General features: G+C 57.6%; 21 protein-coding genes and 1 riboswitch. Of the genes, 7 read left to right on the top strand and 14 right to left on the bottom strand.

Features of this window, described 5'->3' with window-relative positions:
• Position 1: 1 nt before the first annotated feature.
• The 9 genes from ACMYSP_RS20685 to dalD form a co-directional block, all read right to left on the bottom strand.
• Positions 2 to 889: an ABC transporter ATP-binding protein gene (locus tag ACMYSP_RS20685; RefSeq protein ID WP_434583914.1), complete on the bottom strand. Its 888-nt coding sequence runs from the start codon at positions 887 to 889 to the stop codon at positions 2 to 4.
• Positions 852 to 1,757, bottom strand: a complete 906-nt coding sequence (locus ACMYSP_RS20680) for an ABC transporter permease (RefSeq protein ID WP_434583913.1) — start codon at positions 1,755 to 1,757, stop codon at positions 852 to 854. The genes ACMYSP_RS20685 and ACMYSP_RS20680 overlap by 38 nt, the downstream gene beginning before the upstream one ends.
• Complete coding sequence (locus ACMYSP_RS20675; protein WP_123755094.1) at positions 1,754 to 2,791, bottom strand: ABC transporter permease; 1,038 nt, start codon at positions 2,789 to 2,791, stop codon at positions 1,754 to 1,756. The genes ACMYSP_RS20680 and ACMYSP_RS20675 overlap by 4 nt, the downstream gene beginning before the upstream one ends.
• Complete coding sequence (locus tag ACMYSP_RS20670) at positions 2,788 to 4,410, bottom strand: ABC transporter substrate-binding protein (protein ID WP_434583912.1); 1,623 nt, start codon at positions 4,408 to 4,410, stop codon at positions 2,788 to 2,790. Before ACMYSP_RS20670 ends, ACMYSP_RS20675 begins: the two co-directional genes overlap by 4 nt.
• A 105-nt stretch (positions 4,411 to 4,515) precedes the next feature.
• Positions 4,516 to 5,670: a mandelate racemase family protein gene (locus ACMYSP_RS20665; RefSeq protein ID WP_434583911.1), complete on the bottom strand. Its 1,155-nt coding sequence runs from the start codon at positions 5,668 to 5,670 to the stop codon at positions 4,516 to 4,518.
• Between the two features lie 319 nt (positions 5,671 to 5,989).
• A complete protein-coding gene (locus ACMYSP_RS20660) occupies positions 5,990 to 6,652 on the bottom strand; it encodes an HAD family hydrolase (protein WP_434587204.1) in 663 nt (220 codons plus the stop codon).
• Between the two features lie 54 nt (positions 6,653 to 6,706).
• Entirely contained in the window at positions 6,707 to 7,984 is a 1,278-nt protein-coding gene (locus ACMYSP_RS20655; protein ID WP_434583910.1) for an RbtT/DalT/CsbX family MFS transporter, read from the bottom strand.
• 69 nt (positions 7,985 to 8,053) lie between these two features.
• On the bottom strand, positions 8,054 to 9,517 hold the full coding sequence (gene xylB / locus ACMYSP_RS20650) for a xylulokinase (RefSeq protein ID WP_434583909.1): 1,464 nt from the start codon (positions 9,515 to 9,517) through the stop codon (positions 8,054 to 8,056).
• Positions 9,518 to 9,526: 9 nt separating this feature from the next.
• Positions 9,527 to 10,894: a D-arabinitol 4-dehydrogenase gene (dalD, locus tag ACMYSP_RS20645; RefSeq protein WP_434583908.1), complete on the bottom strand. Its 1,368-nt coding sequence runs from the start codon at positions 10,892 to 10,894 to the stop codon at positions 9,527 to 9,529.
• A 209-nt stretch (positions 10,895 to 11,103) separates the two neighbouring features.
• On the opposite strand from dalD, the gene ACMYSP_RS20640 reads away from it, so the two are divergent.
• Positions 11,104 to 12,045 carry a sugar-binding transcriptional regulator gene (locus ACMYSP_RS20640; protein ID WP_434583906.1) on the top strand — a complete coding sequence of 314 codons (942 nt, stop codon included), beginning with the start codon at positions 11,104 to 11,106 and terminating at the stop codon, positions 12,043 to 12,045.
• Positions 12,046 to 12,077: 32 nt separating this feature from the next.
• Here ACMYSP_RS20640 and ACMYSP_RS20635 read toward each other — a convergent pair whose 3' ends face one another.
• Entirely contained in the window at positions 12,078 to 13,088 is a 1,011-nt protein-coding gene (locus tag ACMYSP_RS20635) for a LacI family DNA-binding transcriptional regulator (RefSeq protein WP_434583905.1), read from the bottom strand.
• Positions 13,089 to 13,357: 269 nt separating this feature from the next.
• Between ACMYSP_RS20635 and ACMYSP_RS20630 the strand changes: the two genes are divergently transcribed.
• A complete protein-coding gene (locus tag ACMYSP_RS20630) occupies positions 13,358 to 14,107 on the top strand; it encodes an SDR family oxidoreductase (protein ID WP_174507887.1) in 750 nt (249 codons plus the stop codon).
• Positions 14,108 to 14,138: 31 nt separating this feature from the next.
• Complete coding sequence (locus tag ACMYSP_RS20625; protein WP_434583904.1) at positions 14,139 to 15,746, top strand: FGGY-family carbohydrate kinase; 1,608 nt, start codon at positions 14,139 to 14,141, stop codon at positions 15,744 to 15,746.
• 41 nt (positions 15,747 to 15,787) lie between these two features.
• On the opposite strand, the gene fbaB is transcribed toward ACMYSP_RS20625, so the two are convergent.
• From fbaB to thiM, 3 genes are all read right to left on the bottom strand, one after another.
• Positions 15,788 to 16,840 carry a class I fructose-bisphosphate aldolase gene (gene fbaB, locus ACMYSP_RS20620; protein WP_123755520.1) on the bottom strand — a complete coding sequence of 351 codons (1,053 nt, stop codon included), beginning with the start codon at positions 16,838 to 16,840 and terminating at the stop codon, positions 15,788 to 15,790.
• Between the two features lie 199 nt (positions 16,841 to 17,039).
• A complete protein-coding gene (gene thiD / locus ACMYSP_RS20615) occupies positions 17,040 to 17,840 on the bottom strand; it encodes a bifunctional hydroxymethylpyrimidine kinase/phosphomethylpyrimidine kinase (protein WP_434583903.1) in 801 nt (266 codons plus the stop codon).
• Positions 17,837 to 18,613: a hydroxyethylthiazole kinase gene (gene thiM, locus ACMYSP_RS20610; RefSeq protein WP_434583902.1), complete on the bottom strand. Its 777-nt coding sequence runs from the start codon at positions 18,611 to 18,613 to the stop codon at positions 17,837 to 17,839. Before thiM ends, thiD begins: the two co-directional genes overlap by 4 nt.
• A 34-nt stretch (positions 18,614 to 18,647) precedes the next feature.
• Positions 18,648 to 18,744, bottom strand: a riboswitch (TPP riboswitch).
• 184 nt (positions 18,745 to 18,928) lie between these two features.
• Between thiM and ACMYSP_RS20605 the strand changes: the two genes are divergently transcribed.
• The 4 genes from ACMYSP_RS20605 to ACMYSP_RS20590 all read left to right on the top strand — a co-directional run bounded on the left by ACMYSP_RS20605 (position 18,929) and on the right by ACMYSP_RS20590 (position 20,710).
• Entirely contained in the window at positions 18,929 to 19,168 is a 240-nt protein-coding gene (locus ACMYSP_RS20605; RefSeq protein WP_434583900.1) for an HTH-like domain-containing protein, read from the top strand.
• A 274-nt stretch (positions 19,169 to 19,442) separates the two neighbouring features.
• A complete protein-coding gene (locus tag ACMYSP_RS20600) occupies positions 19,443 to 19,955 on the top strand; it encodes a DUF2778 domain-containing protein (protein WP_434583899.1) in 513 nt (170 codons plus the stop codon).
• On the top strand, positions 19,936 to 20,217 hold the full coding sequence (locus ACMYSP_RS20595; protein WP_434583897.1) for a hypothetical protein: 282 nt from the start codon (positions 19,936 to 19,938) through the stop codon (positions 20,215 to 20,217). The genes ACMYSP_RS20600 and ACMYSP_RS20595 overlap by 20 nt, the downstream gene beginning before the upstream one ends.
• A 1-nt stretch (position 20,218) precedes the next feature.
• Positions 20,219 to 20,710: an Hcp family type VI secretion system effector gene (locus ACMYSP_RS20590; protein WP_434583896.1), complete on the top strand. Its 492-nt coding sequence runs from the start codon at positions 20,219 to 20,221 to the stop codon at positions 20,708 to 20,710.
• 289 nt (positions 20,711 to 20,999) lie between these two features.
• Here ACMYSP_RS20590 and ACMYSP_RS20585 read toward each other — a convergent pair whose 3' ends face one another.
• Positions 21,000 to 22,979, bottom strand: a complete 1,980-nt coding sequence (locus tag ACMYSP_RS20585; RefSeq protein ID WP_434587202.1) for a TonB-dependent receptor domain-containing protein — start codon at positions 22,977 to 22,979, stop codon at positions 21,000 to 21,002.
• Positions 22,980 to 22,993 lie beyond the last annotated feature (14 nt).

Below are 22,993 nucleotides of genomic sequence, written 5' to 3'. Positions count from 1 at the left end.
CTTATTCCGTAAGCCAGCTGGCCTGGCGCTGTAGCACCGGCAGCACCGGGCGACGATGTTGCATATCCGGTAACGCGTTAATCAGCCCCTGCGTGTAGGGATGCCGGGCGTTATCGAGTTCACTGGCCGCAATGGACTCCACCACCCGTCCGGCGTACATCACCAGCACCCGGTCGCAAAAACTGCGCACCAGGTTGATGTCGTGGCTGATAAAAATCAGCCCCAGCCCGCGCGACTTTACAAGGTCATCGAGCAGCCCCAGCACCTGCAGGCGTACGGAGACGTCCAGCGCCGACGTCGGTTCATCGGCAATGATCAGCTCCGGATCGGTGATTAACATCATGGCGATCATGATCCGCTGCCCCTGGCCGCCGGAAATCTCGTGCGGATACAGGCGATAGACCCGTTGCGGATCGCGGATACGCACGACGTCCAGCATCTCCAGCGCCCGGGCTCTGGCCTGCGCTTTACGCCCGGGGTTGTGGGTCAGCCAGGCTTCAGCCACCTGATCCCCAACGCACACCACCGGGTTCAGCGAGTATTTAGGGTCCTGCATGATCATCGAGATGCGCTTGCCGCGAATGGTGCGCATTTGCGCTTCGCTCTGCTGGCGCAAATCGATATCGCCAAACTGCATACGGCTGGCGGTGATCCGCGCCTTCTTCGGATGCAGATGCAGCAGCGCCCGCCCGACGGTGGATTTTCCCGAGCCGGACTCGCCGACAATCGCCAGCTTTTCCCGGCCCAGTTGGAAGGAGACGCCGCGCACCGCATGGGTCACCGCGCCGCCGTTGACAAAATCAACGCACAGATCGCCGACGTCGAGTAGCGGTGCGTTATTCGCTGGTGCATTATTCGCTGCGAGGATCGAGGATGTCACGTAAGCCATCTCCTAAGAAGTTGAATGCCAGGCTGTTAATCAGAATCGCCAGCCCCGGAATCGTTACTACCCACCAGCACTCCATCATGTAGGTGCGCCCGCTGGAGATCATCGCCCCCCACTCCGGCTCCGGCGGCTGTGCGCCAAGGCCGAGGAAGCCCAGTCCGGCGGCGGTCAAAATAATCCCGGCCATATTCATGGTGATGCGGATAATCACCGACGGCAGGCACAGTGGAACGATGTGTCGCCACAGCACCCGCGCCGGAGAAGCGCCCTGCAAACGCACGGCGGAGATAAAATCCGCCTGGCGCAGCGACAGGGTTTCAGCCCGCGCCAGACGCGCAATCGGCGGCCACGCGGTCAGGGTGATAGCAATCACCACATGCTCCAGCCCCGGCCCTAATGCCGCCACAAACGCCAGCGCCAGCACCAGGCTCGGGAAGGAGATAAAGATATCGGTCACCCGCATCAGCACCATATCTACTTTGCCACCGAAGTAACCAGCGCTCACCCCCAGCAGCAGGCCCAGCGGCCCGACGGTGACCGACACCAGCAGCACGATATACAAGGTGATCCGCGAACCATAGACCAGGCGGCTGAAGATATCACGGCCAAACTCATCGGTGCCGAACCAGTGCTGCGCATCCGGCGCGCTGAGCGCATTGTTCAGATCCTGAACCAGCGGGTTGTAGGGAGCGATCCATGGGGCAAAAATCGCCACGATCAGCAACAGACTGATAATCCCGCCGCCCACCGCCGTCAGCGGGTTGCGCGCCATTTTACCAATGAATCCGGCGCCCCACGCCAGGGTGCGCATGACCCGCCGGCGGCCTTCAGTACCGCCGCGTTGCAGCGGCGTCTCCAGAGAAACGGTCATGATTTGGTCCTCGGGTCAAAGCATTGATACAACATGTCAGAAAGCAGGTTGAGCATGACGAAGATCACCCCGACCAGCAGCACGCAGCCCATCACCGCATTCATGTCGCCCAGCAACAGGCTGCCGGTCAGATAAGAGCCGAACCCCGGCCATGAGAAGACGGTTTCAATCAGTACCGCCCCTTCCAGCAAGGCGCCGTAGGCCAGCGCCACCACGGTCAGCAGCTGCACCAGGATATTGCGGAACGCGTGATTCCAGATAACCTGGCGCTCGGTTAAGCCCTTCACCCTGGCGGTGATGATGAACTCCTGCGACAGCTGCGCCAGCATAAAGCTGCGGGTCATACGGCTGATGTAGGCCAGCGAGTGAAAGCCCAGTAAAGAGGCCGGCAGAATCAGGTGGTTGATGGCGTTCCAGAACACCTGACTGTTGCCCGCCAGCAGCGCATCGACGGTCATCAGCCCGGTGCGCCGCGGCACGATGCCGTCGAGGCCGAGATCCACCCGCCCGGCGCCGCCGACCCATCCCAGCCAGGCATAGAACACCAGCAGTCCCACCATCCCGACCCAGAAGATCGGCGTGGAATAGCCGGCGAGACTGATAATACGCACCACGTAATCGCTCAAGCTGTTGCGCCGCGCTGCCGCCAGCACGCCCAGCGGAATGCCAAGACCGGCGCCGACGATAATCGCCATGGTCGCCAGCTCCATGGTGGCCGGGAAGACGCGGATAATATCGTCCATCACCGGTTTACCGGTCAGCAGCGCATTGCCTAAATCGCCGTGCATCAGGTTGTAGAAGTAGATCGCAAACTGCGTGGGCAGCGAACGGTCAAAGCCCATCTGCTGATAGACCTGTTGATAGGTACTCTGATCGGCATCCGGGCCAACAATCGCCAGCACCGGGTCGATGGGCATCACCCGACCGATGGTGAAGGTCAGCAGCAGCAGGCCAAACAGGGTAATCGCGACCTGCAGCAGGCGGGTTGAAAAGCGCCGGGCGCGAGAGCCGGGGGAAAACAGCATGGTGCTCATCCTTTCTCTCCTTCGCTGACTTTATAGACGTCGCGTAAAAAAGTGGTGGCGGAGGGGTGCGGCTGATAGTCCTTGACCTCGTGGCGCACCACCACCGAATCCACCATTTGTGACAACGGGATCAGGGCCGGCACCAGTTGGTCGTAGCGGGTCTGAATCGCCTGATAGTCGGCCACCTGTTTTTGCGGATCGCGTTCGAGCAACGCGCGGTCGATCATCTCGTTGAGCGGCTTATCGTAGAAACCGGTACGCCAGCCCTGGAAGTTGGTCAGCCGGGCGGCATCGCTGTTATCCGGGTTGTAGACCAGCGCGCGCAGGCTGGAGTGCGGATGCGGCTCCATGCCGCTGCCGCCGCGCCCCACCAGCAGGTCGAACTGGCGCTCGCGCATCGCGCCGTAGATCTGGTTGCCGGTACCGGTGATGATTTTGGCGTTAATGCCCGCCTGCATCAGCGTCGACTGCACGGCGATAGCAATATTGAGGAACGGCTGGTCGGACAGCACCCGCAAAGTGGTGTCAAACCCGTCGGGATAGCCGGCTTCGGCCAGCAGTTTTTTCGCCCGCGGAATGTCCAGCCGGTAGCCAGGGTCCGGCAGCGTCGAAGGCATCCCCGCTTTAATCGGACGCTGATGCAGCACACCATAGCCCGGCATTAGCGCTTTATTAATGCCCTGATAGTCAATCAGATAGCGCAGCGCCTCCCGCACTTTCGGGTTAGCGAAATGCGGCTCCTTCATGCTCATGGCCACGTAGTACATCGTCCCGCGCTGGACCGCATCGATGCTCAAGGCCGGGTCATGGCGCAGCGCATTGATATCCGACACCGCCATATTGCTGGCAATATCCAGATCGCCCTTCTCAACCATCAGGCGCAGCGTTTGTGACTCCTGAAAATGGCGCAGCACCACCCGGCTCAACTTCGCCTCGCCGCGCCAGTAGCCAGGGTTACGCTGCATGCGCAGGACGTCTTTGGCCTGCCAGGTTTCCAGCATAAACGGCCCGGAACCGGCTTCGTGGGTGGTCAGCCAGCGGTTGCCCCAGTCGTTATCCTTTTCGTGGCTTTGCACCGTTTTGCTGTCGAGCACGCCGAGGTTGCCAAGCGCACCCAGCGAGTAAAGCACCAGTTGCGGATCGTTGGCTTTCGGTAGCGCGATATGCAGGGTGTAGTCATCCAGCGCCGTCACCTGCTTATCGATGTTATCTTTGCTAAAGCCGTACGATTTCCACACCGAGGCCTGGGCAAGATTGAGGTGCAGGATACGCCGCATCGACCACACCGCATCTGCGGCGGTGAGCGGGTTACCCGAGTGAAACTTCACGTCTTTGCGCAGATGGAAAGTCAGGGCGCTGCCGTCCGGGGCAATGTCCCAGGACTCCGCCAGCGCCGGGCGCACCTGCGTCAGCTGCTGCGGGTCGAGCTCCACCAGCGAGTCGTAGAGGTTTACCACGATCCCCACCACTTCGTTACCGGTCATCGCCGCCGGGTCGAGGGTGAGCAGGTTATTCATGTTCATGCCGATAATGAGCTGGTCGGGCGGCGTTTTGGCGTACGCCCCCCCACCCCCCATGCTTATGGCGAGCGCGAGCAAACACGCTCCCATCAGGGAAGTTCTTTTCATGTCGGTATCGCCTGTAGGGTACGCCCGCCGTCGCTCGTGCCTGCGGTTACGCTGCACGAACAAGGAGGGCTGGTTTTATTGTTATAGGGTGCTGCTGGTTAATACTCAGTCGTGGCTGACGGTATGCGCTTCAATCCAGTTAAAGTTGATATCTTCGCCAAGGCCCGGACGTTGGGACAAATGCACAAAGCCCTGGTCGTCCATCGGATCGACAATGCTATTCAGGTACGCCGCCGGCTGGTCATAATCGAGGAACGGGTGCAGTAAACCGCGCTCGTACCAGCGGCAGTTGCGGATCGCCCCAACCACCGCAAGGCTCGCGGCGCCGTTGCCGTGAACTTCGCAATCCATACCGAAGGATTCCGCCAGCGCCGCCACCTTCATGGTTGGTGTAATTCCGCCCACGCCATTGGCCCCGGCGCGCAGAATGTCGCAGGCGCCGGCCTTGACCCACTCCGCGCGCATATGGTGTTTGCCGCCGAAGCTTTCCGGGCCGACGATCGGAATGGTCAGATTTTCAGCCAGCCAGGCGTAGGACGACATCGAATCCTCTTCCATCGGCTCTTCAAACCACGCGAAGTCCAGTTTTTCCAGCTCTTTGCCGATCCACAACGCCTCAGCGCGGCTGTACCAGTGGTAGCCGTCGATCATTAAGTCAATGTCTGGCCCCACCGCTTCCCGCACCGCCGCGCAGGCTTTGATATCCATTTTCGGGTTCGGCGCAAAGGAGACCGGCGGCATCCAGGTATGCAGTTTGATGGCTTTATAGCCGCGGGCGACCAGCTGTTCCGCGAAGTCCGCGTACTCCTGCGGCGTGGAAAGCCCGCCGGGCAGATCGTCGCCGCACATGGTGCTGCCGTAGGCCGGCACCTTATCGCGATAGCCGCCAAGCAGCTTATAGACCGGCATATTGAGTTTGCGGCCAATCAGATCCCACAGCGCCTGCTCGATAAACGACAACGCGCGTTCGGTCAGCTGATGCGCGCTGCCACGCTGCCAGTGGTTGAGATCCTGCCAGATGCGCTCACGGTTGAAGGGGTCCTGCCCCACCAACACTTTGCGAAAGAAGGTATTCACCACAAACGGCCGTACGATCTCCGGCGGCGAGAAGGAGAAGCCCTGGCTGCCGTCGTCGGCAGTAATGGTCAGCATCGCCATTTTCGCCATGCTTTCCGCCCCGGGATGAGAATGCCCGGCGCTGTCGGAAACCCGACGGGTGGGATACTCAAAAACGGTCACGTTTACAGATTCAATTTTCATTATTAATCCTTAGTACAGAGCACCTGAACGCATTCACCTGAAATGGGCGCAACGGAGTAAATCCGGAAATGCGGGCTCGTTTAATTGAAAAAGCGTTTCAATTACTAATCTAAGCACAAATTTGTAACACTGCCTCGGACAAATTCCGCTAAGCAACGGCAGAAATTTGGGCATTGGCACGACAAGACGTGATTGTTTTCACAAAAGAGGGGCGAAATGTGATGGCGGTCGACAGGGCGTGTTAGAGCGGTGAGCGCAGCACGTGGGGACGAACAGACCGTTTACATCGCCAGGGATGCTGCGCTCACCAGAAGGGTCATTACCCTGCGGCCAGCGCAGGTTCAGATTGCCGCTGCAGCCACTCGGCTAGCGAATGATGACGGGCGACGGCGCCGTTAAAGCGCGGATGCTGACAATCCGGTGCTACGACCACCGTTGGAATACCCGCCGCCTGCGCGGCACAAAAACCATGATAGCTGTCTTCAAACACCAGGCACTGTCCGGCGCTCAGGCCAAGCCTGCGCAGAGTTGACAGGTAGACCGCCGGATGCGGTTTTCCCCACTCATCGTCATCGGCGCTGGAAATCACGTCAAAGTACGGGCGCAGCGACAGCTTATCCAGCACCGCGGAAATCACCTGATGGGATGAAGAGGTCGCCAGCGCGATACGGTAGCCCTGCTGGCGCACGTAGGCGAAGACCTCATCAACGCCACACATCGCCTGGCCTTCTGCAGCGATCAGCCCGGTGATGCGGCCTAAAATAAGCGGTTCCAGTTGTTCAGGGGTTAGCGCCAGCCGGCAGTGCTGACACCACACCCGGGCAATATCATCCAGCCGTTTGCCCTTGGTCAACGTCTCACATTCACTCTCGCTGACCGTGGCGCCCAGGCTGGCCAGCGCCTCCCTTTGCGCCCGGCGCCACAGCGCTTCTGAATCAATAATGACGCCATCCATGTCAAAAATAACCGCTTTCATGCTTATCATCTCTCTTCTGACCGGGCAGGTATGACCGTCATATCTGCCCGGTAACCACAATCAGGAAAACTCAACGCGCTTGCTGGCAGCGTCCGGCGCCATAGTAAAGCCCGGCTGCTCAACGCGGATAAACGCGCAGAGGAAAAAGGCCAGCACGTACAGTGCGGTGTAGGCCACCACTACGCCGATGGTGCTGAAGTATGGCAACAGCACCACCGCAATGGCCGGAGCAAGGAAGTTGGACAGCCCCGCCGACAGGTTATAGACCGAGATGGCCGCCCCTTTGTGCTTCGGCTCCAGCGCCGGGAATACCGCCGCCATCGGCACAAACGCCGCCACAAAAATTCCCAGCGCAATCGCCGGTATTAGCGCCATCGCAAAGTTATGGCCGAAGTGCTGCGGAATGTAGTAAAACGCCAGGCTCGACAACGCCATCCCGATACAGCCAAACCAGCGCACCACCCGGATCCAGCCCAGCTTTTCACCGAGGATCCCCCACAGCACGTTGGAGAAAATAGTGGTGAAGAAGAACGCCGCCCACACCTGGAGCCATTCTGAAGTCGTAAAGCCCAGCTCATCGACAAACATCAGCGGCATAATCACCGCAAAACCGAACAACGACAGGGTGTTGATAATCCGCACCATGCTGGAGAGCAAAATATTGCGGTTGGTATAGAGCAGCGTCGCCGCGCGGCCCAGCTCGGCAAACTTCTCGCGGGTGGTGAGATTTTGCATATGCCGCGGCGTCTCAATGTGGCGCAGCGACACCAGGGCAACGATGCCGCCGGTCACGCAGAACACCAACGCCAGCCATAACGTACCCAGTTCACCAATATGCGGGATCGTAAAGCTCGGAATATAGCTGCCAAACACGCCAATCCCGATGGAATAGACCGCCCAGAACCAGCCCAACGCCGAACTGGCGCCTTCGCTCTTCACGTTATGGATGATGGCGACGATAAAGGAGTAGAGGAACAGCGGATAGGCGAAGCCACGAATGCCGTAGAACAACAGGATCAGCGGATAGTTGGCATGCCCGAGGCCGAAGACCAGGAACAGCACATGGAACACACACCACAACACAAAGCCAATCAGCATCGTTTTTTGCGGAGTGATAATTTCGGCGACCACACCCGAGATCCACGCCGATAACGCAGCGGCAAGGCCATACAGCGTAAAGGCGAAAGAGGCCTGCGCCGGCGTAAAGCCTAGTTCCTTGATGTAGTGTGACAGGAAAGCCAGTTCAAACCCGTCGCCGGTCATGAACACGGCGATAGCGATGTATCCCCATATCAGATTCAGCGGCAAACCGAACCACTGGTTGTTATTCACGGACATAATGACCTCGTTTTTAGGGTGCAGAGAAGCAACTCCGGTGCAACCACCGGAGGGTTTTTATTATTAAAATCAATGATGTCTATAATTCAGGTCGTTCAGATATAACGATTTAAACTGTGCATAGCGCTGCATCAGCGCGCGATGACGCTCGGGCGCGGCACGCCAGGTCTGGTAGACCTCCGGCTTTTCGCACACCTCGGCCAGCGGTTTGCCCACCGCCAGACAGGCCAGCCTCGCCGCTCCCAGCGCGCCGCCGGTTTCACCGCCCTTGTGGGTGACCACCGGCATGTTGAGGATATCGGCCAGCAGCTGCGCCCAGAAGGGACTGCGGGCGCCGCCGCCCACTAGCGAACACTGCGTAATTTGCGTGCCGCTCTCTTTCAGCACCTGCAAGCCATCGTTAATGCCGAAACTCACCCCTTCCAGCACCGCGTAGCCCAGCTGGGCACGCAGGCTGGCATGGGTCATCCCCCAAAACATCCCGCGCGCGTCGGGATCGTTATGCGGCGTGCGCTCCCCGGAGAGATACGGCAGGAACATCGGCGCGTTGGCCTTTTCCGCTTCGCTGAGCTGGGCGATCTCTTCCAGTAGCGCCACTTCGGTGGTGCTGGTTAAGCGGCAGAACCACTGCAGGCAGCTGGCGGCGCTGAGCATCACGCTCATCTGGTGCCACAAGTTGGGCAGCACATGGCAGAAAGCGTGCACCGCCGACTGAGGCGCCGGACGATAGGCATCGGTCACCACAAACAGCACCCCGGAGGTGCCGAGCGAAATAAACGCATCTCCCGGCGAAACCGCACCAACGCCAATGGCGCTGACCGCGTTATCGCCACCGCCGCCGGCCACCACCACCGAGGCATTTAATCCCCAGCGTGCCGCCACCTGCGGGTCAAGCGTGGCGGAGACCTCGCAGCCTTCGACCAGCGCTGGCATATGGCTTCGCGACAGACCGCACTTATCCAGCAGCGCATCGGACCAGTCGCGTTTTGCGACGTCCAGCCACAGCGTCCCCGCGGCATCGGACATATCAGAAATTTTTTGCCCGCTCATTTTGTAGCGCAGATAGTCTTTCGGCAGCATCACCGTGGCCGTGCGCTGGAAGTTTTCCGGCTCGTGACGGCGTACCCAGAGCAGTTTCGGTGCAGTAAACCCCGGCATCGCCAGGTTCCCGGCCACCTGATGCAGCTCGGGAGCCATCTCCTCAAGCTCGCGGCACTCCTGCGCGCAGCGGGTGTCGTTCCACAAAATCGCCGGGCGGATCACCTCCCCGCGGCTATCCAGCAGCACCGCCCCGTGCATCTGCCCGGAGAGGCCGATGGCCTTAATCGCGGACCAATGGCCGGCGCATTTTTCCCGCAGCGTGGCTATCAGGTATTCCGTCGCCTCCCACCAGGCCTGCGGCGCCTGTTCTGACCAATGCTGTTGGGGCCGCTGAATGCTCAGCGGCGCGCTATGGCTGGCAACGACATCATTGTTCTCATCAATGACCAGCGCTTTGACTTCCGACGTTCCGAGATCGATTCCTAAATACATCGCGCGCTCCTATTGCATCAGTGAATAGACTGCCGCCACTTTCTCGCGCAGCAGGGTCAGGAAATCATCCCGCTCGCTCAGGGAGCCAAACAGCACCCGGTCTTTGGCGTAGCAGGCGATGGGGTCACTGGATTCGAACATCTCATGTACCGCCTGGGCGTCAAGAATGCCGTCCTGGTACTCGTACGGCAGAGTGCCTTTGTGCCACTGTTCCATAAAGACGAAGAACAGCGCCGGCAGCATGGCGGTGGCGTTCGGGCGAGCACCGCGCTGGTAGCACTCCTGTAAGGTCGGCGCGATCATCGCCGGTATTTTCGAGAAGCCATCCGCCGCCACCCGTTGGTTGGTGTCCTGGATGTACGGGTTGGTAAAGCGCTTAAGCACCACATCGCGGTAGGTCGCCAGATCGATCCCGTTATCTCCCAGGCATGGGATCACATCTTCGGTGACGTAGCGGTCGGCGATGGCATAGATAAAATCGGTCAGGGTGCTCTCATGGATATAGCGCTGGCCGATCAAGGTCCCGGCCCACGCGATGCAGCTGTGCGAGGCGTTCAGAATGCGGATTTTCGCCTCTTCGTAAGGAATGACCGATGCGACCATCTCCACACCCACGGCTTCAAGGTCCGGGCGGACGTCGCGGAAATTGTCTTCAACCACCCACTGAATAAAGGTTTCGCCCATTACCGGCGCGCGATCGTCGATGCCGGTTTGCGCTTTAATGCGCGCCGGCAGATCCGCCGCCGGACGCGGGGTGATACGGTCAACCATGGTGTTCGGGCAGGTCGCATTCTCCGCCAGCCACGCAATCAGCGCCTGCTTGCCGGTTAACTGCAGGAACTCCACCAGCCCGTCATGAAAACGTTCGCCGTTGTGACGCACGTTATCGCAGTTGAGCAGCGTCAGCGGCCCGGCATTATCAGCCATTCGTTTTTCCAGAATGCGCGCGATGGTGCCATAAATGGTGGCGCAGCCGCCCTGCAGGTCGGACTGGAGATCCGGGTTGCTGGTTTCCAGCTTATGGCTGGTGTTCAGGTAGTACCCGCCTTCGGTCACGGTGAAGGCGATCACTTTGGTCTGCGGCTGCGCCCCTTCGGCAATCAGCGGCTGCAGGTCAGCCTGCCACGGCAGCAGTTTTTGAATCGAGGTGATCTCTTCGTACTCGCGCTCCCCGTCAGGGCTGACGGTTTCCAGCACATAACGCCCGTTTTGCGCCGCCAGCGCCTGCACCACCTGCTCGGCATCCGGACGAATATTCCCGGCCGCGATATGCCAGCGCCGATCGCCCCCGGCAATCAGACGATGGAGATACCACGCCTGATGCGCACGATGAAAAGAACCCAGACCGATGTGAAGCCACGTGTATTGCTGATTCATATGCTGATCTCCTTGAGTGTATGCGGCTCACTGTAGATGATCATTAGACCCAATTAAGAGCTATAGATCACAAAAGATCAATTGACCATTAAAATTACAAATGACCAAATCAGAGCAAAAGCTTGCCTGTTTATAAAACCGCAGCGAAAATGCGCTGATACTGGATTACGGGCAATCACGCCGGCTGGACAGGCTTAAGGCAGGGGATCATGGGGAAAGAAGATGACATCAGGCTGGATCAGAAGGTCCGCGCGGCATGGATGTACTACATTGCTGGACTCAATCAAAGCGAGATAGCCAGCCAGCTGGGCACCTCAAGGCCGGTGGTCCAGCGGATGATCGCCGCCGCCAAAGAAGAGGGGATCGTCTCCATTGGCCTTCACCACCCAGTGGCAAACTGTCTCGACTATGCGCAACTGCTACAGGAAAAATATCAGCTGATCGCCTGCAATATCGTCCCCGCCTGGAGCGAAGAGAGCACCCTGGAGAGCGTCTCCTTCGGCTGCTATCAGCTGATGGCCCGCTATCTGCAGGACGATAAAGCGAAAATTATTGGTATCGGCTCCGGGCTGACGCTGAAAAAAACCATGCAGCGCATCGACTTTGACAGCCTGAATACCCGTTGTGTGGCGCTGATCAGCGCCATGGACGCCGACGGGCAGTGTAACTACTACGATGATGTTCCCCTGCTGCTGGCGCGAAAAATTCAGGCCAAATACTACCAATGGCCCGCGCCGCGCTATGCACAAACGGTGGATGAACATGAAATGTGGTGCACCAGCCGTCTGTTCCGCAATGTATCAGGGGTGGCGCAGCAGGCGGACGTGATTTTCGTCGGGATCGGCCCGCTTGGCACCAACAGTCCGATCTTTAAGGACGGTTTTATCAACCAGGCACAGCTGGACGAGCTAACGGTTCAGGGAGGCATCGGCGAGATCCTTGGCCGCTTTATCGATGCGGAAGGCGGCGTGGTTGAGAGCGATATCAACCGGATGATCACCAGCTACGATATTCGCCAGAATCAGTGCCCGCGCATCGCGGTGGCCTGCGGTGAGTACAAACGCCCGGCGATCCTTGCGGCGCTGAAAGGCGGCTGGATCAACGGCCTGGTTACCGATGAGCATACCGCGCGCTGGTTGCTGACCCGCTAGCGGCGACCGCTCAGGTCGCCACTGACAGGGACTCAGAGATGTTCGCGACTGTCGATCAGCAGCGGCGGGATTTCAATCAGCCGTTTGCTGGCGTCGTCGGCATCGATAAGGCTAAACACCGCCTCCAGCATCGCCGGGACATTTTGCTGCACCATATCGATATCGTGGCCCAGCAGGAAGACAAACGGGTCCCAGTCAAAACAGCCCATCGGCGGCTGTTCGGTACCGGTTAACCCCCGCTGCGCCAGCCATCTGACCACCCCTTCGAGCGAGATCGTCGAGTTGACGAAAAAGCCCTGCAGGTGCGCCTCCCCGGCGCCAAAGCGGGCCTGCATGCAGGCTTCCACTTTGCCCTTCGAGTAACCGGGTGCGAGCACATTCTCTTCCGGCACCTCAAGCCCTCGCTGCAGATGCGCATCGCGGAAACCGCGCAGACGCTCAAGGGTATTGTGATCGCTGCTACGCCCGCCGACGAAAGTCAGCGGTGCCAGAGTCCCGTGACGCCTCAGGCTGTTATCGAGGATTTTATCCGTCAGCGCCCTGGCCCCGGCGTAGTTATCGGAAATCACCGACGGGGCCAGCGTGCCCGGCAGATCGAGATTAACGGTGGGAACCCCCGCCTGCTGGCACAGTTCGGTGATGGTATCCGGATTGGTCGCCCCGGTCGCCACCACCCAGTCAACCTGCCAGGAGAGCATCGCTTTAACCGCTTCAATTTCCAGCTCCGGACGGCGGCGGGTACAGGTGATAATCGGCAGCAGACCGCGCTCGCGCGCCATCTCCTCGAAGCTTTCCACCACCGAGCCGAAGTAACGGTTATCGTATTTGGGAACGATCATGCCAATCACATTCGATTTTTTGCTACGCAGCATGCTCGCCTGACGGTTTATCGCGTAGCCCTGCTCCTGGGCGATCCGCGTGACCTTTTCCGCCAGCTTTGCGCTGATGCGGCGCTTTTTCCAGTTGCCATTGAGGATCGCGCTCACCGCGCTTGCCGACACGCCGGATAATTCCGCCAGATCGTAGATAGTGATTTTTTTCATTTTCCCAACTTACGTCACAAATTCATTTCGCTGTTAATTTCCCCACTTGCTCAATCGATGAAGCTGGCGCTACATTGGCTTCATCGATTGAGCTACCATTATACTCCATACCGTATTGCGTCACTTATTGCTAACACTTCAGCATATACCAATAAATAGCGTTCAGATTCATTGCGTTAACAATATTTCACGCCCGATATCAACGCTGGCCCCACGCCTGGCGATGACCCGACAGATTGACCTAAACAGACTCAAAGAAGGATTATAAAATGAACCACTCTGTATCCTCTATGAATACTTCTCTCAATGGTAAAGTCGCTGCGGTCACCGGCGCCGCTTCCGGCATCGGCCTCGCCTGCGCCACCACCTTGCTCGCCGCGGGCGCCAAAGTCGTGCTGATCGACCGCGAAGGCGAAAAGCTGAATAAGATTGTGGCTGAACTCGGCGAAAATGCTTTTGCGCTACAGGTTGATCTGATGCAGGGCGCGCAGGTCGACAACCTGCTGGCCGGCATTCTGGATCTCGCCGGCGGGCTGGATATTTTCCACGCTAACGCCGGCGCCTATATCGGCGGGCCGGTGGCGGAAGGCGACCCTGACGTTTGGGACCGCGTCCTGCATCTCAATACCAATGCCGCCTTTCGCTGCGTGCGCAGCGTGCTGCCGCATATGATCGCACAGAAATCCGGCGATATTATCTTCACCAGCTCAATCGCCGGGGTGGTGCCGGTTATCTGGGAGCCGATTTACACTGCTTCAAAATTTGCCGTGCAGGCCTTCGTTCATACCACTCGTCGCCAGGTGTCGCAGCATGGCGTGCGGGTTGGGGCCGTCTTGCCGGGCCCGGTGGTCACCGCCCTGCTCGATGACTGGCCGAAAGAAAAAATGGAAGAGGCGCTGGCCAATGGCAGCCTGATGCAGCCCATCGAAGTCGCCGAATCGGTGCTGTTTATGGTGACGCGTTCGAAGAACGTCACCGTTCGCGATCTGGTTATCCTGCCTAACAGCGTGGATCTCTGAACATTAACCCGCCAGGCTTAAGGATGGCTCTATGAACGACGATAAACACACCATTATTGGCGTCGATGTCGGCTCTGCCAGCGTGCGCGCCGGGATCTTTGACCTTAATGGTACCCTTCTCGCCCATGCGACCCAGGGGATCACCCTGTTTCGCAGCGCGGGTAACATGGTGGAACAATCCAGCGGCGAAATCTGGCAGGCGGTTTGCAGCTGCATTCGCAGCGCGCTGGCACGCTCCGGCGCCGCGCCGCACTCCGTCGCCGGGATTGGTTTCGACGCCACCTGCTCATTGGTGGTGGTCGGCGAACATGGCGCGCCGTTGGCGGTCGGGCCTGGGGACGATCCTCAGCGTGATATCATCGTCTGGATGGATCATCGCGCCACCGCCCAGGCCGAAAAAATTAACGCCACCGGACACGCGGTGCTGCAGTACGTCGGCGGCACTATCTCGCCTGAGATGGAAACGCCGAAAATTCTGTGGCTGAAGGAGAACCGTCCGCAGACCTATCAGCAGGCACAACACTTCTTCGACCTTGCGGATTACCTGACCTGGCGTGCCACCGGTGATCTGGCCCGTTCAATGTGTACCGTCACCTGCAAATGGACCTATCTGGCGCATGAACAGCGCTGGGATGCCGACTACTTCCGCCAGATTGGCCTCGGCGATCTGGCGGACGACGATTTCGCGCGTATTGGCCAACGTATTGTCGATCCGGGCACGCCCTGCGGCCAGGGTCTGAGCGCTGAGGCGGCCGGGGAGATGGGGCTGCCGGTCGGTACGCCGGTGGCTGCCGGGATGATTGACGCCCACGCCGGCGGCATCGGCACCGTCGGGGTGCTCGATGGTGCGGTCAACAATATGGCCTACGTGTTCGGCACCTCCTCCTGCACCATGGCCAGCACTCCTAATGCCGTATTCGTTCCCGGCGTCTGGGGGCCGTATTACTCTGCGATGGTGCCCGGTTTGTGGTTGAGCGAAGGTGGCCAGAGTGCGGCAGGTGCCGCGATCGACCAGCTGCTGCGTTTTCACCCGGCCGCCGCGCAGGCCAGCGAACTGGCTCAGCAGGCGGGGGTTGCGCTGCCGGTGTATCTCGCCGATCGCGTTCTGGCTCAGGTGACCTGTGCCTCTGCGGCGGCCGACCTTGCCGCCGGACTGCTGGTGGTGCCGGAGTTCCTCGGTAACCGTGCGCCGCTGGCGGACCCGGAGGCCAGAGCGGTGGTGGCGGGATTAGGCATGGAGCAGGATCTGGATAATCTGCTGGCGCTGTATGTTGCGGGGTTATGCGGGATTGGCTACGGGCTGCGGCAGATCCTTGATGCCCAGCAGGCGTGCGGCATTCACAGTGAAAACATCGTCATCAGCGGTGGTGCCGGGCAGCATCCACTGGTCCGTCAGCTGCTGGCCGACGCCTGCGGCATCAATATCGTGAGTACCGCGTGCAGCGAACCGGTGCTGTTAGGCTCAGCCATTCTTGGTGCCGTCGCCGGTCAGGTGTCGGCGTCACTGCCTGAGGCCATGAAGCAGTTTACCCGGGTCGATAAAACCTACCGTTGCGAGACGTCGTATCAGGAACTGCATCAACGCCGTTATGAAGCCTATCTGGCGCTGCAGCAGGCTGCCCGCTTGCTTCGCCAATAGGTCGGTAAAATGAGGCCCCTCTCGTTGAGAGGGGCCGGTACTCAGGCAATGGTCACTTTGCCATCCAGATAGACATCCTGCACCGCATTAATCAGCTTCACGCCGTCGCTCATCGACTTTTTAAACGCTTTACGACCGAGGATCAGCCCCATCCCGCCGGCACGCTTGTTGATGACCGCGGTACGCACGGCATCCGACAGGTCGGTTTCGCCCCCCGCTGCACCGCCGGAGTTGATTAACCCGGCACGACCCATATAGCAGTTCGCCAACTGATAGCGCACCAGGTCAATCGGGTTTTCAGAAGTCAGTTTGCTGTACACGCGATCGTCGGTATAGCCAAAGTTAACCGCTTTATAGCCGCCGTTATTTTCCGCCATTTTCTGCTTCACGATATCGGCGCCAATGGTGGCCGCCAGATGGTTCGCCTGGCCGGTGAGGTCGGCCGACACATGATAGTCGACGCCGTCTTTTTTGAACGCCGGGTTACGCAGATAGGCCCACAGCACGGTCACCAGGCCCAGCTCATGCGCGCGTTCAAAGGCCGCAGAAATCTCTTCAATCTGGCGACGCGACTCCTCGGAACCGAAATAGATCGTCGCCCCGACCGCCACCGCACCCATATTGAAGGCCTGCTCCACGCTGGCGTACAGCGTCTGGTCAAAGGTGTTCGGGTAGCTGAGGGTTTCGTTGTGGTTAAGCTTCACCAGGAAGGGAATGCGGTGCGCGTAGCGGCGCGATACCGAGGCCAGTACGCCATAGGTGGACGCCACGCAGTTGCAACCGGCCTCAATAGCCAGTTCGACGATATTTTTCGGATCAAAGTAGAGCGGATTGGCGGCAAACGAGGCGCCTGCCGAGTGTTCCACGCCCTGGTCAACCGGCAGGATGGAGAGGTATCCGGTCCCTGCCAGGCGTCCGGTATTGTAGAGGGTTTGCATATTACGCAGCACCGCCGGCGGACGGTTGTTATCCACCATCACCCGGTCGACATAATCTGACCCTGGAAGATAAAGCTGGTCAGCTGGAATGGTCATACAACGGTGCTGTAAAAGGCTGTCGGCATCTTTGCCAAGCAACTGCGTAATATCAGTCATAGCTATGCTCCCGTTAGCGCCGGCCGCAGCCGGCATGTCTTTTCCTGACCCAAGTATTTGGGCAGGTTAAGCCTGGTACCGACTTAGCATATTTTCCAGCCGGGATCGCATTTTTCAGCGCTTTTTACCGGCTGGAATCGGGACTCGCTGGCTCAGATAATGCTCTCGACATCCTTCAGCCAGCGGGGAGCGTTACCTGTTACCACCACGCGTGGAAATGGTGCACCGGCCCGATGCCGTGGCCCACTTCCAGCGAATCGGCCTGCGCCAGCGCCGCAGAGAGCCAGCCTTTAGCTTCAGCCACCGTTTGCCCCCAGTCGGCATAGCGTGGGCGCAGTGCGGCCAGCGCCGCGGAGAGCGTACAGCCGGTTCCGTGGGTATTTTTGGTCTGTACCCGCGGCGCGGTGAAGCGTTGTTCGCCGTCGCGGGTAAACAGCCAGTCCGGGCTTTCGGCGTCATCGAGATGGCCGCCTTTCATCAGCACCGCACCGCAGCCCATCGCCAGCAGCGCCCTCCCCTGTTCCAGCATCTCTTTCTCGTTACGCGCATGAGGGGCATCCAGCAGCGCCGCCGCTTCCGGTAGATTCGGGGTAATCAGCGACACCCGCGGCAGCAGGCGCTTGCGTAGTGTGTCCACCGCGGAGGCGCTGAGCAGCGGGTCGCCGCTTTTCGCCAGCATCACCGTATCCAGCACCACGTTGTCGATCTGATAGCGGGCCAGTCGCTCGGCCACCGCCTCCACGATGTCCGTTTCCGCCAGCATGCCAATTTTGGTGGTATCGATGCGCACGTCACTGAACACGGAATCCAACTGGGCGGCAACAAAGTCGGGTTCGATACGATAGACCGACTGCACGCCGCGGGTGTTTTGCGCCACCAGCGCGGTGATCACCGAGCAGCCATAGGCCCCCAGCGCAGAGAACGTTTTCAGATCGGCCTGGATCCCGGCGCCGCCGCTGGGATCGGTACCGGCGATGGTCAGTGCATTAATCCGTTTCATCCCTGTAACTCCCCATATAGTGCGTCAAGGAATGCCGGGGTAAAGCTGCCCGGTCCTCTGCCGTGAGCCGCCAGGCCACCCGCCTGTTTCATCAGGCCGCAGGCGGCGGCAACGTTCTCAAGGCGGTCGCCGGGCATGGCGGTACTGGCGGCCACTACAGCGGAGAGCGCGCAGCCGGTGCCCACCACTCGGGTCATCAGCACATCGCCGCCGCCGACCGTACGCGTGCGCTGTCCGTCGGTGATGTAATCCACTTCGCCGGTCACCGCCACAATGGTATTGATCTGTCGGGCCAGCGCCTGGGCGGCCGGTAGCGCCGCGGCGGCAGTATCGGTGGTGTCCACGCCGCGCCCGCCGGCGCTCATGCCGGCCAGCGCCATAATTTCCGAGGCGTTGCCGCGAATGGCCGCCGGGTGCAGGCTCAGCAGTTCATGGCAGAAGGTGCTGCGCAGGGTTAATGCCCCGACCGCCACCGGATCCAGCGTCCAGGGTTTACCGGCGCTTTGCGCACTGAGCGCCGCGCCGCGCATGGCTTCCGCACGGTCGACGGTTAAGGTGCCGACGTTAATCAGCAGTCCATCGGCGATAGCAGCAAACTGCACAGCTTCTTGCGGGTCAATAACCATCGCCGGCGAGGCGCCGATCGCCAGCAGGACGTTGGCGGTAAAGGTCTGTACCACATCGTTGGTCATGCAGTGCACAAGGGGGGAATGGCGGCGAAACAGATGTTGCAGGTGCGCAATATGCGCGGGATTGAGTGGCTCAGTTTGCATCGTGTGCTCCAGCCAGGCGACGTAGAAGCAACGACCTTGTGGTCTCTGACTTCCCTACGCTGGCATTATCCAGATCAGGTACTACGGGTTTTTCTCAGCCTTCACAAAGAAGGGCACCCCGAGTCATTTGGTACATTTCTCTTACTTTTTGCCAGATTAGGGGAAGTTGCTCGCTGACGCAAGCCCACGCTTGCGGTTATCGCTTCTTTACGCTGCACCCCACCTTGTACCCCGTATCTGTATGACGAAACTTATTTATTATCTTAATTAGCTAATTTATATTATTTAGCTAATTAAGATAAATGAGATAAGCAAATGACAGAAACCCAGATCTACGAGAACATTAAGCAAGCTATCAGCAGCGCACCGCGAAATGGTCAAACGGTGGAAATGCACCTCCAGATGATCAAATACGCCGACCGCCTGAAAAACGTCACGGCAAAAGAGTTTTGCGAAGGTGTGGGACTTAAAGCCAGTTTTGGTACTGAGTTCAGCAAAATGAGAAATCTGACCGAACGACTCAAAGCCGCTGGGCTTGATACCTCGAAGCTGTGATTAACAAGATCATCGGTATTTACGTTTAGTTAGCGAGATTAGATGGATGAGTGCGCGTAAAGTATCGGCAAGCGGTGAATTTAGTTGCATAGTGGACGAGGTAAGGAAATTGACGATGTAAGCCGCGTTAGCTAACAGTTACCTCCCTTAAATTACTATTTAGTTTAACTTATATCTATTTGACTTAAATATACTTTTAGAAAAAATCACTTCCCTACTCATATTGCATTCAATGTATGATTGTTAATCAATGCAATGACTAAGGGCTTTCTGCGTGTTACACGGAACGTTGATTATTAATGATGCTGATTATTCGCCTTTCACGCTATATGGCGTAGGAACGTTTATGGCTCACTCTGGTAACGGTGTTTATCGTAATCATGGTGGCTGTAGAGCTATTCCTGATAATGGTCCAATTCCACCGGGTAAATATTGGATAGTTGGACGTGGCGAAGGTGGTTTATTCAGTAAGGCTAACGCTTTTATAAGAGATACTATCAACAAAACTTTCTACGGCGCAGAGTTCAAACATTCAGAATGGTTTGCACTGTATAGGGATGATTGGGGCATAGATGATGGCACATGGATAAATGACGTGTACAGGGGCTTGTTTAGGCTTCACCCCGGTACTATCTCCAAAGGTTGTATAACCATTGCTCACAACTCAGATTACGCGCTAATCAGAAATGCACTGTTAAGAGAAAAACCTGAACCTGTACCGTGTATGCGCTCCCTCATGACAAGGGGTTATGTTGAGGTGGTCGCTGATGGCGCAACCTGCCCTTAGAAAATGGACTATACGCCTATCTAAAATCCTCTTTTTCGTTCTGCTATTCGTTGCTGTAGGCCGCACGTTAGGCAACCCCTATAACTGGGTAAATCATCCATTTGCCGATAAGGTAGCCAATTTCATTTTTGGTTATGGCCATGTTGGCGGGGAAGAGATAGACGACACTTATTTTTACATTGATGTTCTTACAACGATAACAATCACCATCGTTGCTCATATGATAACAATGAAGTTAATCAGAAAAATCAGGAGTAAATAAAATGCCAATTCCCCCGTATCTTTGGCTTAAAGATGATGGCGGTGCAGACATCAAAGGCTCAGTAGATGTTCAGGATCGTGAGGGAAGTATTGAAGTCATTGGAATGAGCCACGGTATCAACATTCCTGTGGATAACGCTAATGGTAAAATCACTGGTACTCGTTCACATTCCCCTTTCAGATTTGAAAAGGAAGTTGATAGCTCTACGCCTTACTTGTACAAAGCAGCCGCTACAGGCCAAACACTGAAAAGCGCTGAGTTTAAATACTATAAAATCAACGATGCAGGACAAGAGGTTTGCTATTACACGGTGCTGATGGAGAATGTGAAGATCACTAGCGTGAATTGCAGTGTGCCAAACTGCAAATTAGAAGGTAACTCAAAGCTGAACCATGTAGAGAGCGTAAGCCTTCAGTACGAAAAAATCACCTGGTGCTATGTCGATGGTAACGTAATCTTCTCTGATGCGTGGAAGGAACGAAACACAGCATAAAATCTTAGAGGGGGCGACTTCCCCCCTTACTTGACCTTCCCCCGCAAATTAATACACCGTGATGTTAGTAATGTCTTCATTAGCAACGTGAGTGCATCCCTATGGGGAAGCGTATTCCGACGAACAAATCATCAGTATTCTTCCCGATTCCGAAGCAGGTAGTTCCGTCAGCAAACTCAGCCGTAGGCATACGATCTCATCCGGGAACATAATCAATATGCCGGAAGATCTCAAAATGTGAATGGTCCGGTTTACCGGGATGCTTACAACACAACCCCTGCCTTATGCATCAGAACTCGATACGGCCGCCGAAATTGTAGCGGCGCCCTTCCAGCATCGCGGTCTGTCGATAGCTGGTAGTGTAAACCGGGTTCACATCAAACAAATTGTAGATGCCGCTCATCAGGGTGACGTGCTTGTTCAGGTGATAACGAGCACCGAGATCCACCAGCGCGTAGGCCTCGGTGGAGGTGGACTTGCCGATATCCGGCGAGTTGCTGCGCCAGCTTGCCCGGGTCCACAGTTCGAGATCGTTGGTGGTATTCCAGGTCAGCGACACGTTGGCCATGCTGCTCGGGAAATCGCTCAGCGCGTACCCTTTATATTCACCGCTCTTCTGTTCGCTGTGGGTATAGGTATAGTTCGCGTTGGCTTTTAGCGCGGCGGTGGCCTGCCAGTCTCCGTTCAGCTCCAGACCGTAGATCTGCGCATCACCAACGTTAATATATTGCGACACGCTGTCTGCGGTGTAGCCATTGTATTGACATTTCTGGGTTGCGGACGCCGTACAGATGGTGTGATCGCTGATTTTATCTTTGAATTTGGTGTGGAAGATTGTGGCATCCAACGCCAGTGCATCCTGCTGCCAGTACAGCCCCAGCTCGGTATTGATGCTCTGCTCCGGCTTCAGATCATCATTACCAATGCCGATCTCAGAGTAGGGATACGCGCCGTAGACGCTGGTAAAACCGGCGTTATTCTCGCGGAGATCCGGCTTCTTATACCCGGCGGACACGCCGCCTTTCAGTGCCCATGACTCATTCAAGGTCCAGTTACCGTACAGCTTAGGGGTGACGTGGTAGCCAAAGTAGCTGTCATGATCCAGACGCGCCGAGGTGGTCAGGGTGAAATCCGGCACCATCATCCAGGCATCTTCCGCAAAGACCGCCCAGCCGTGGCGGGTGATCTTGCTGACCGGCGTCACGCCGGGCGCCTGCTTATCTTCTATCCCAAAGGTGTCATTCAGCTCGTTACGGGTGAAGTTGATGCCTAACGTCAGCTTGTGATCGCCCAGGTTAAAGGTATTCGCGCTGTTGGCTTCGAAGTTATTCTGCTTAATAAATTGCGAATCCATGCCCGGCACCCGATATTCCGTGCGCGCTTTCTCGTAGCTGATGAAGTTCTTGACCTCCAGCAGGTCATCGCCGTACCAGGCGTGCTGCGAAAGCGAGGCCGCATCGCGGTCAAAACCCCAGTACCACTGCTTATCGTTATGGGTTTTCTCCTGATTACCTTTGGTGGCGTTCAGATCCCACAGTTGGGTATCGGTGGGCGACATGGAAATCGTCGCATCCAGATTCCCCGCTTCGTGCTTCACAAAACGCTGCTTAGCCGGGCTATCATCATCGCGACGGTCAAGATAATCTGCCGCCACGCTCACCCCGAGCTTGCCTGGCACCACCGGTCCCATCAAGAAAACGTTGCTCTGGTTGGTGTTGCCGTATTCGCTTTTCTCCTGCAGGAAGTAATTATCCTCCAGCACCCCCGTCCACGTATCGAGGTTGTACGCTTTTTTGGTGATGACGTTAACCACACCGCCAATAGAGTCAGATCCATACAACGAGGACATCGGTCCGCGAATCACCTCAACCCGTTCAATGGCGGCCAGCGGCGGCATAAAAGCCGCTTCAGTACCGATATGGTGCCCGTAAGGTCGGGATTCACGGGTCGACTGCTTAATACCGTTTACCATAAACGAGGTATATGAAGAGTCCATACCGCGCATCTGTACATCACCGGTTGCCAGGCTGCCGTGGCCGTTGCCGACCAGCACACCCGGCATCTCGCGGATGGCTTCCGTCACGTTCTGGTTTGAACGGGTATTGAGCGCTTTCTCATCAAGCACCGAGATAGTAGCTGGCGCCTCGCGTCGTTCTTGAGTAAAGCCGGTAGCGGTCACCACCATTTGATCTTCGTTGGCCGGGGTGCTGTCTGCCGCATAAACCACTGCCGGCAGGTTGGCAATGGCGAGCGCAATCGCCACGGCCATGCGTGTCTTAATCG

Source organism: Klebsiella sp. R390 (assembly GCF_051131745.1).
GTDB lineage: Bacteria > Pseudomonadota > Gammaproteobacteria > Enterobacterales > Enterobacteriaceae > Klebsiella.
This window is presented reverse-complemented; position numbering and strand designations above follow the sequence as displayed.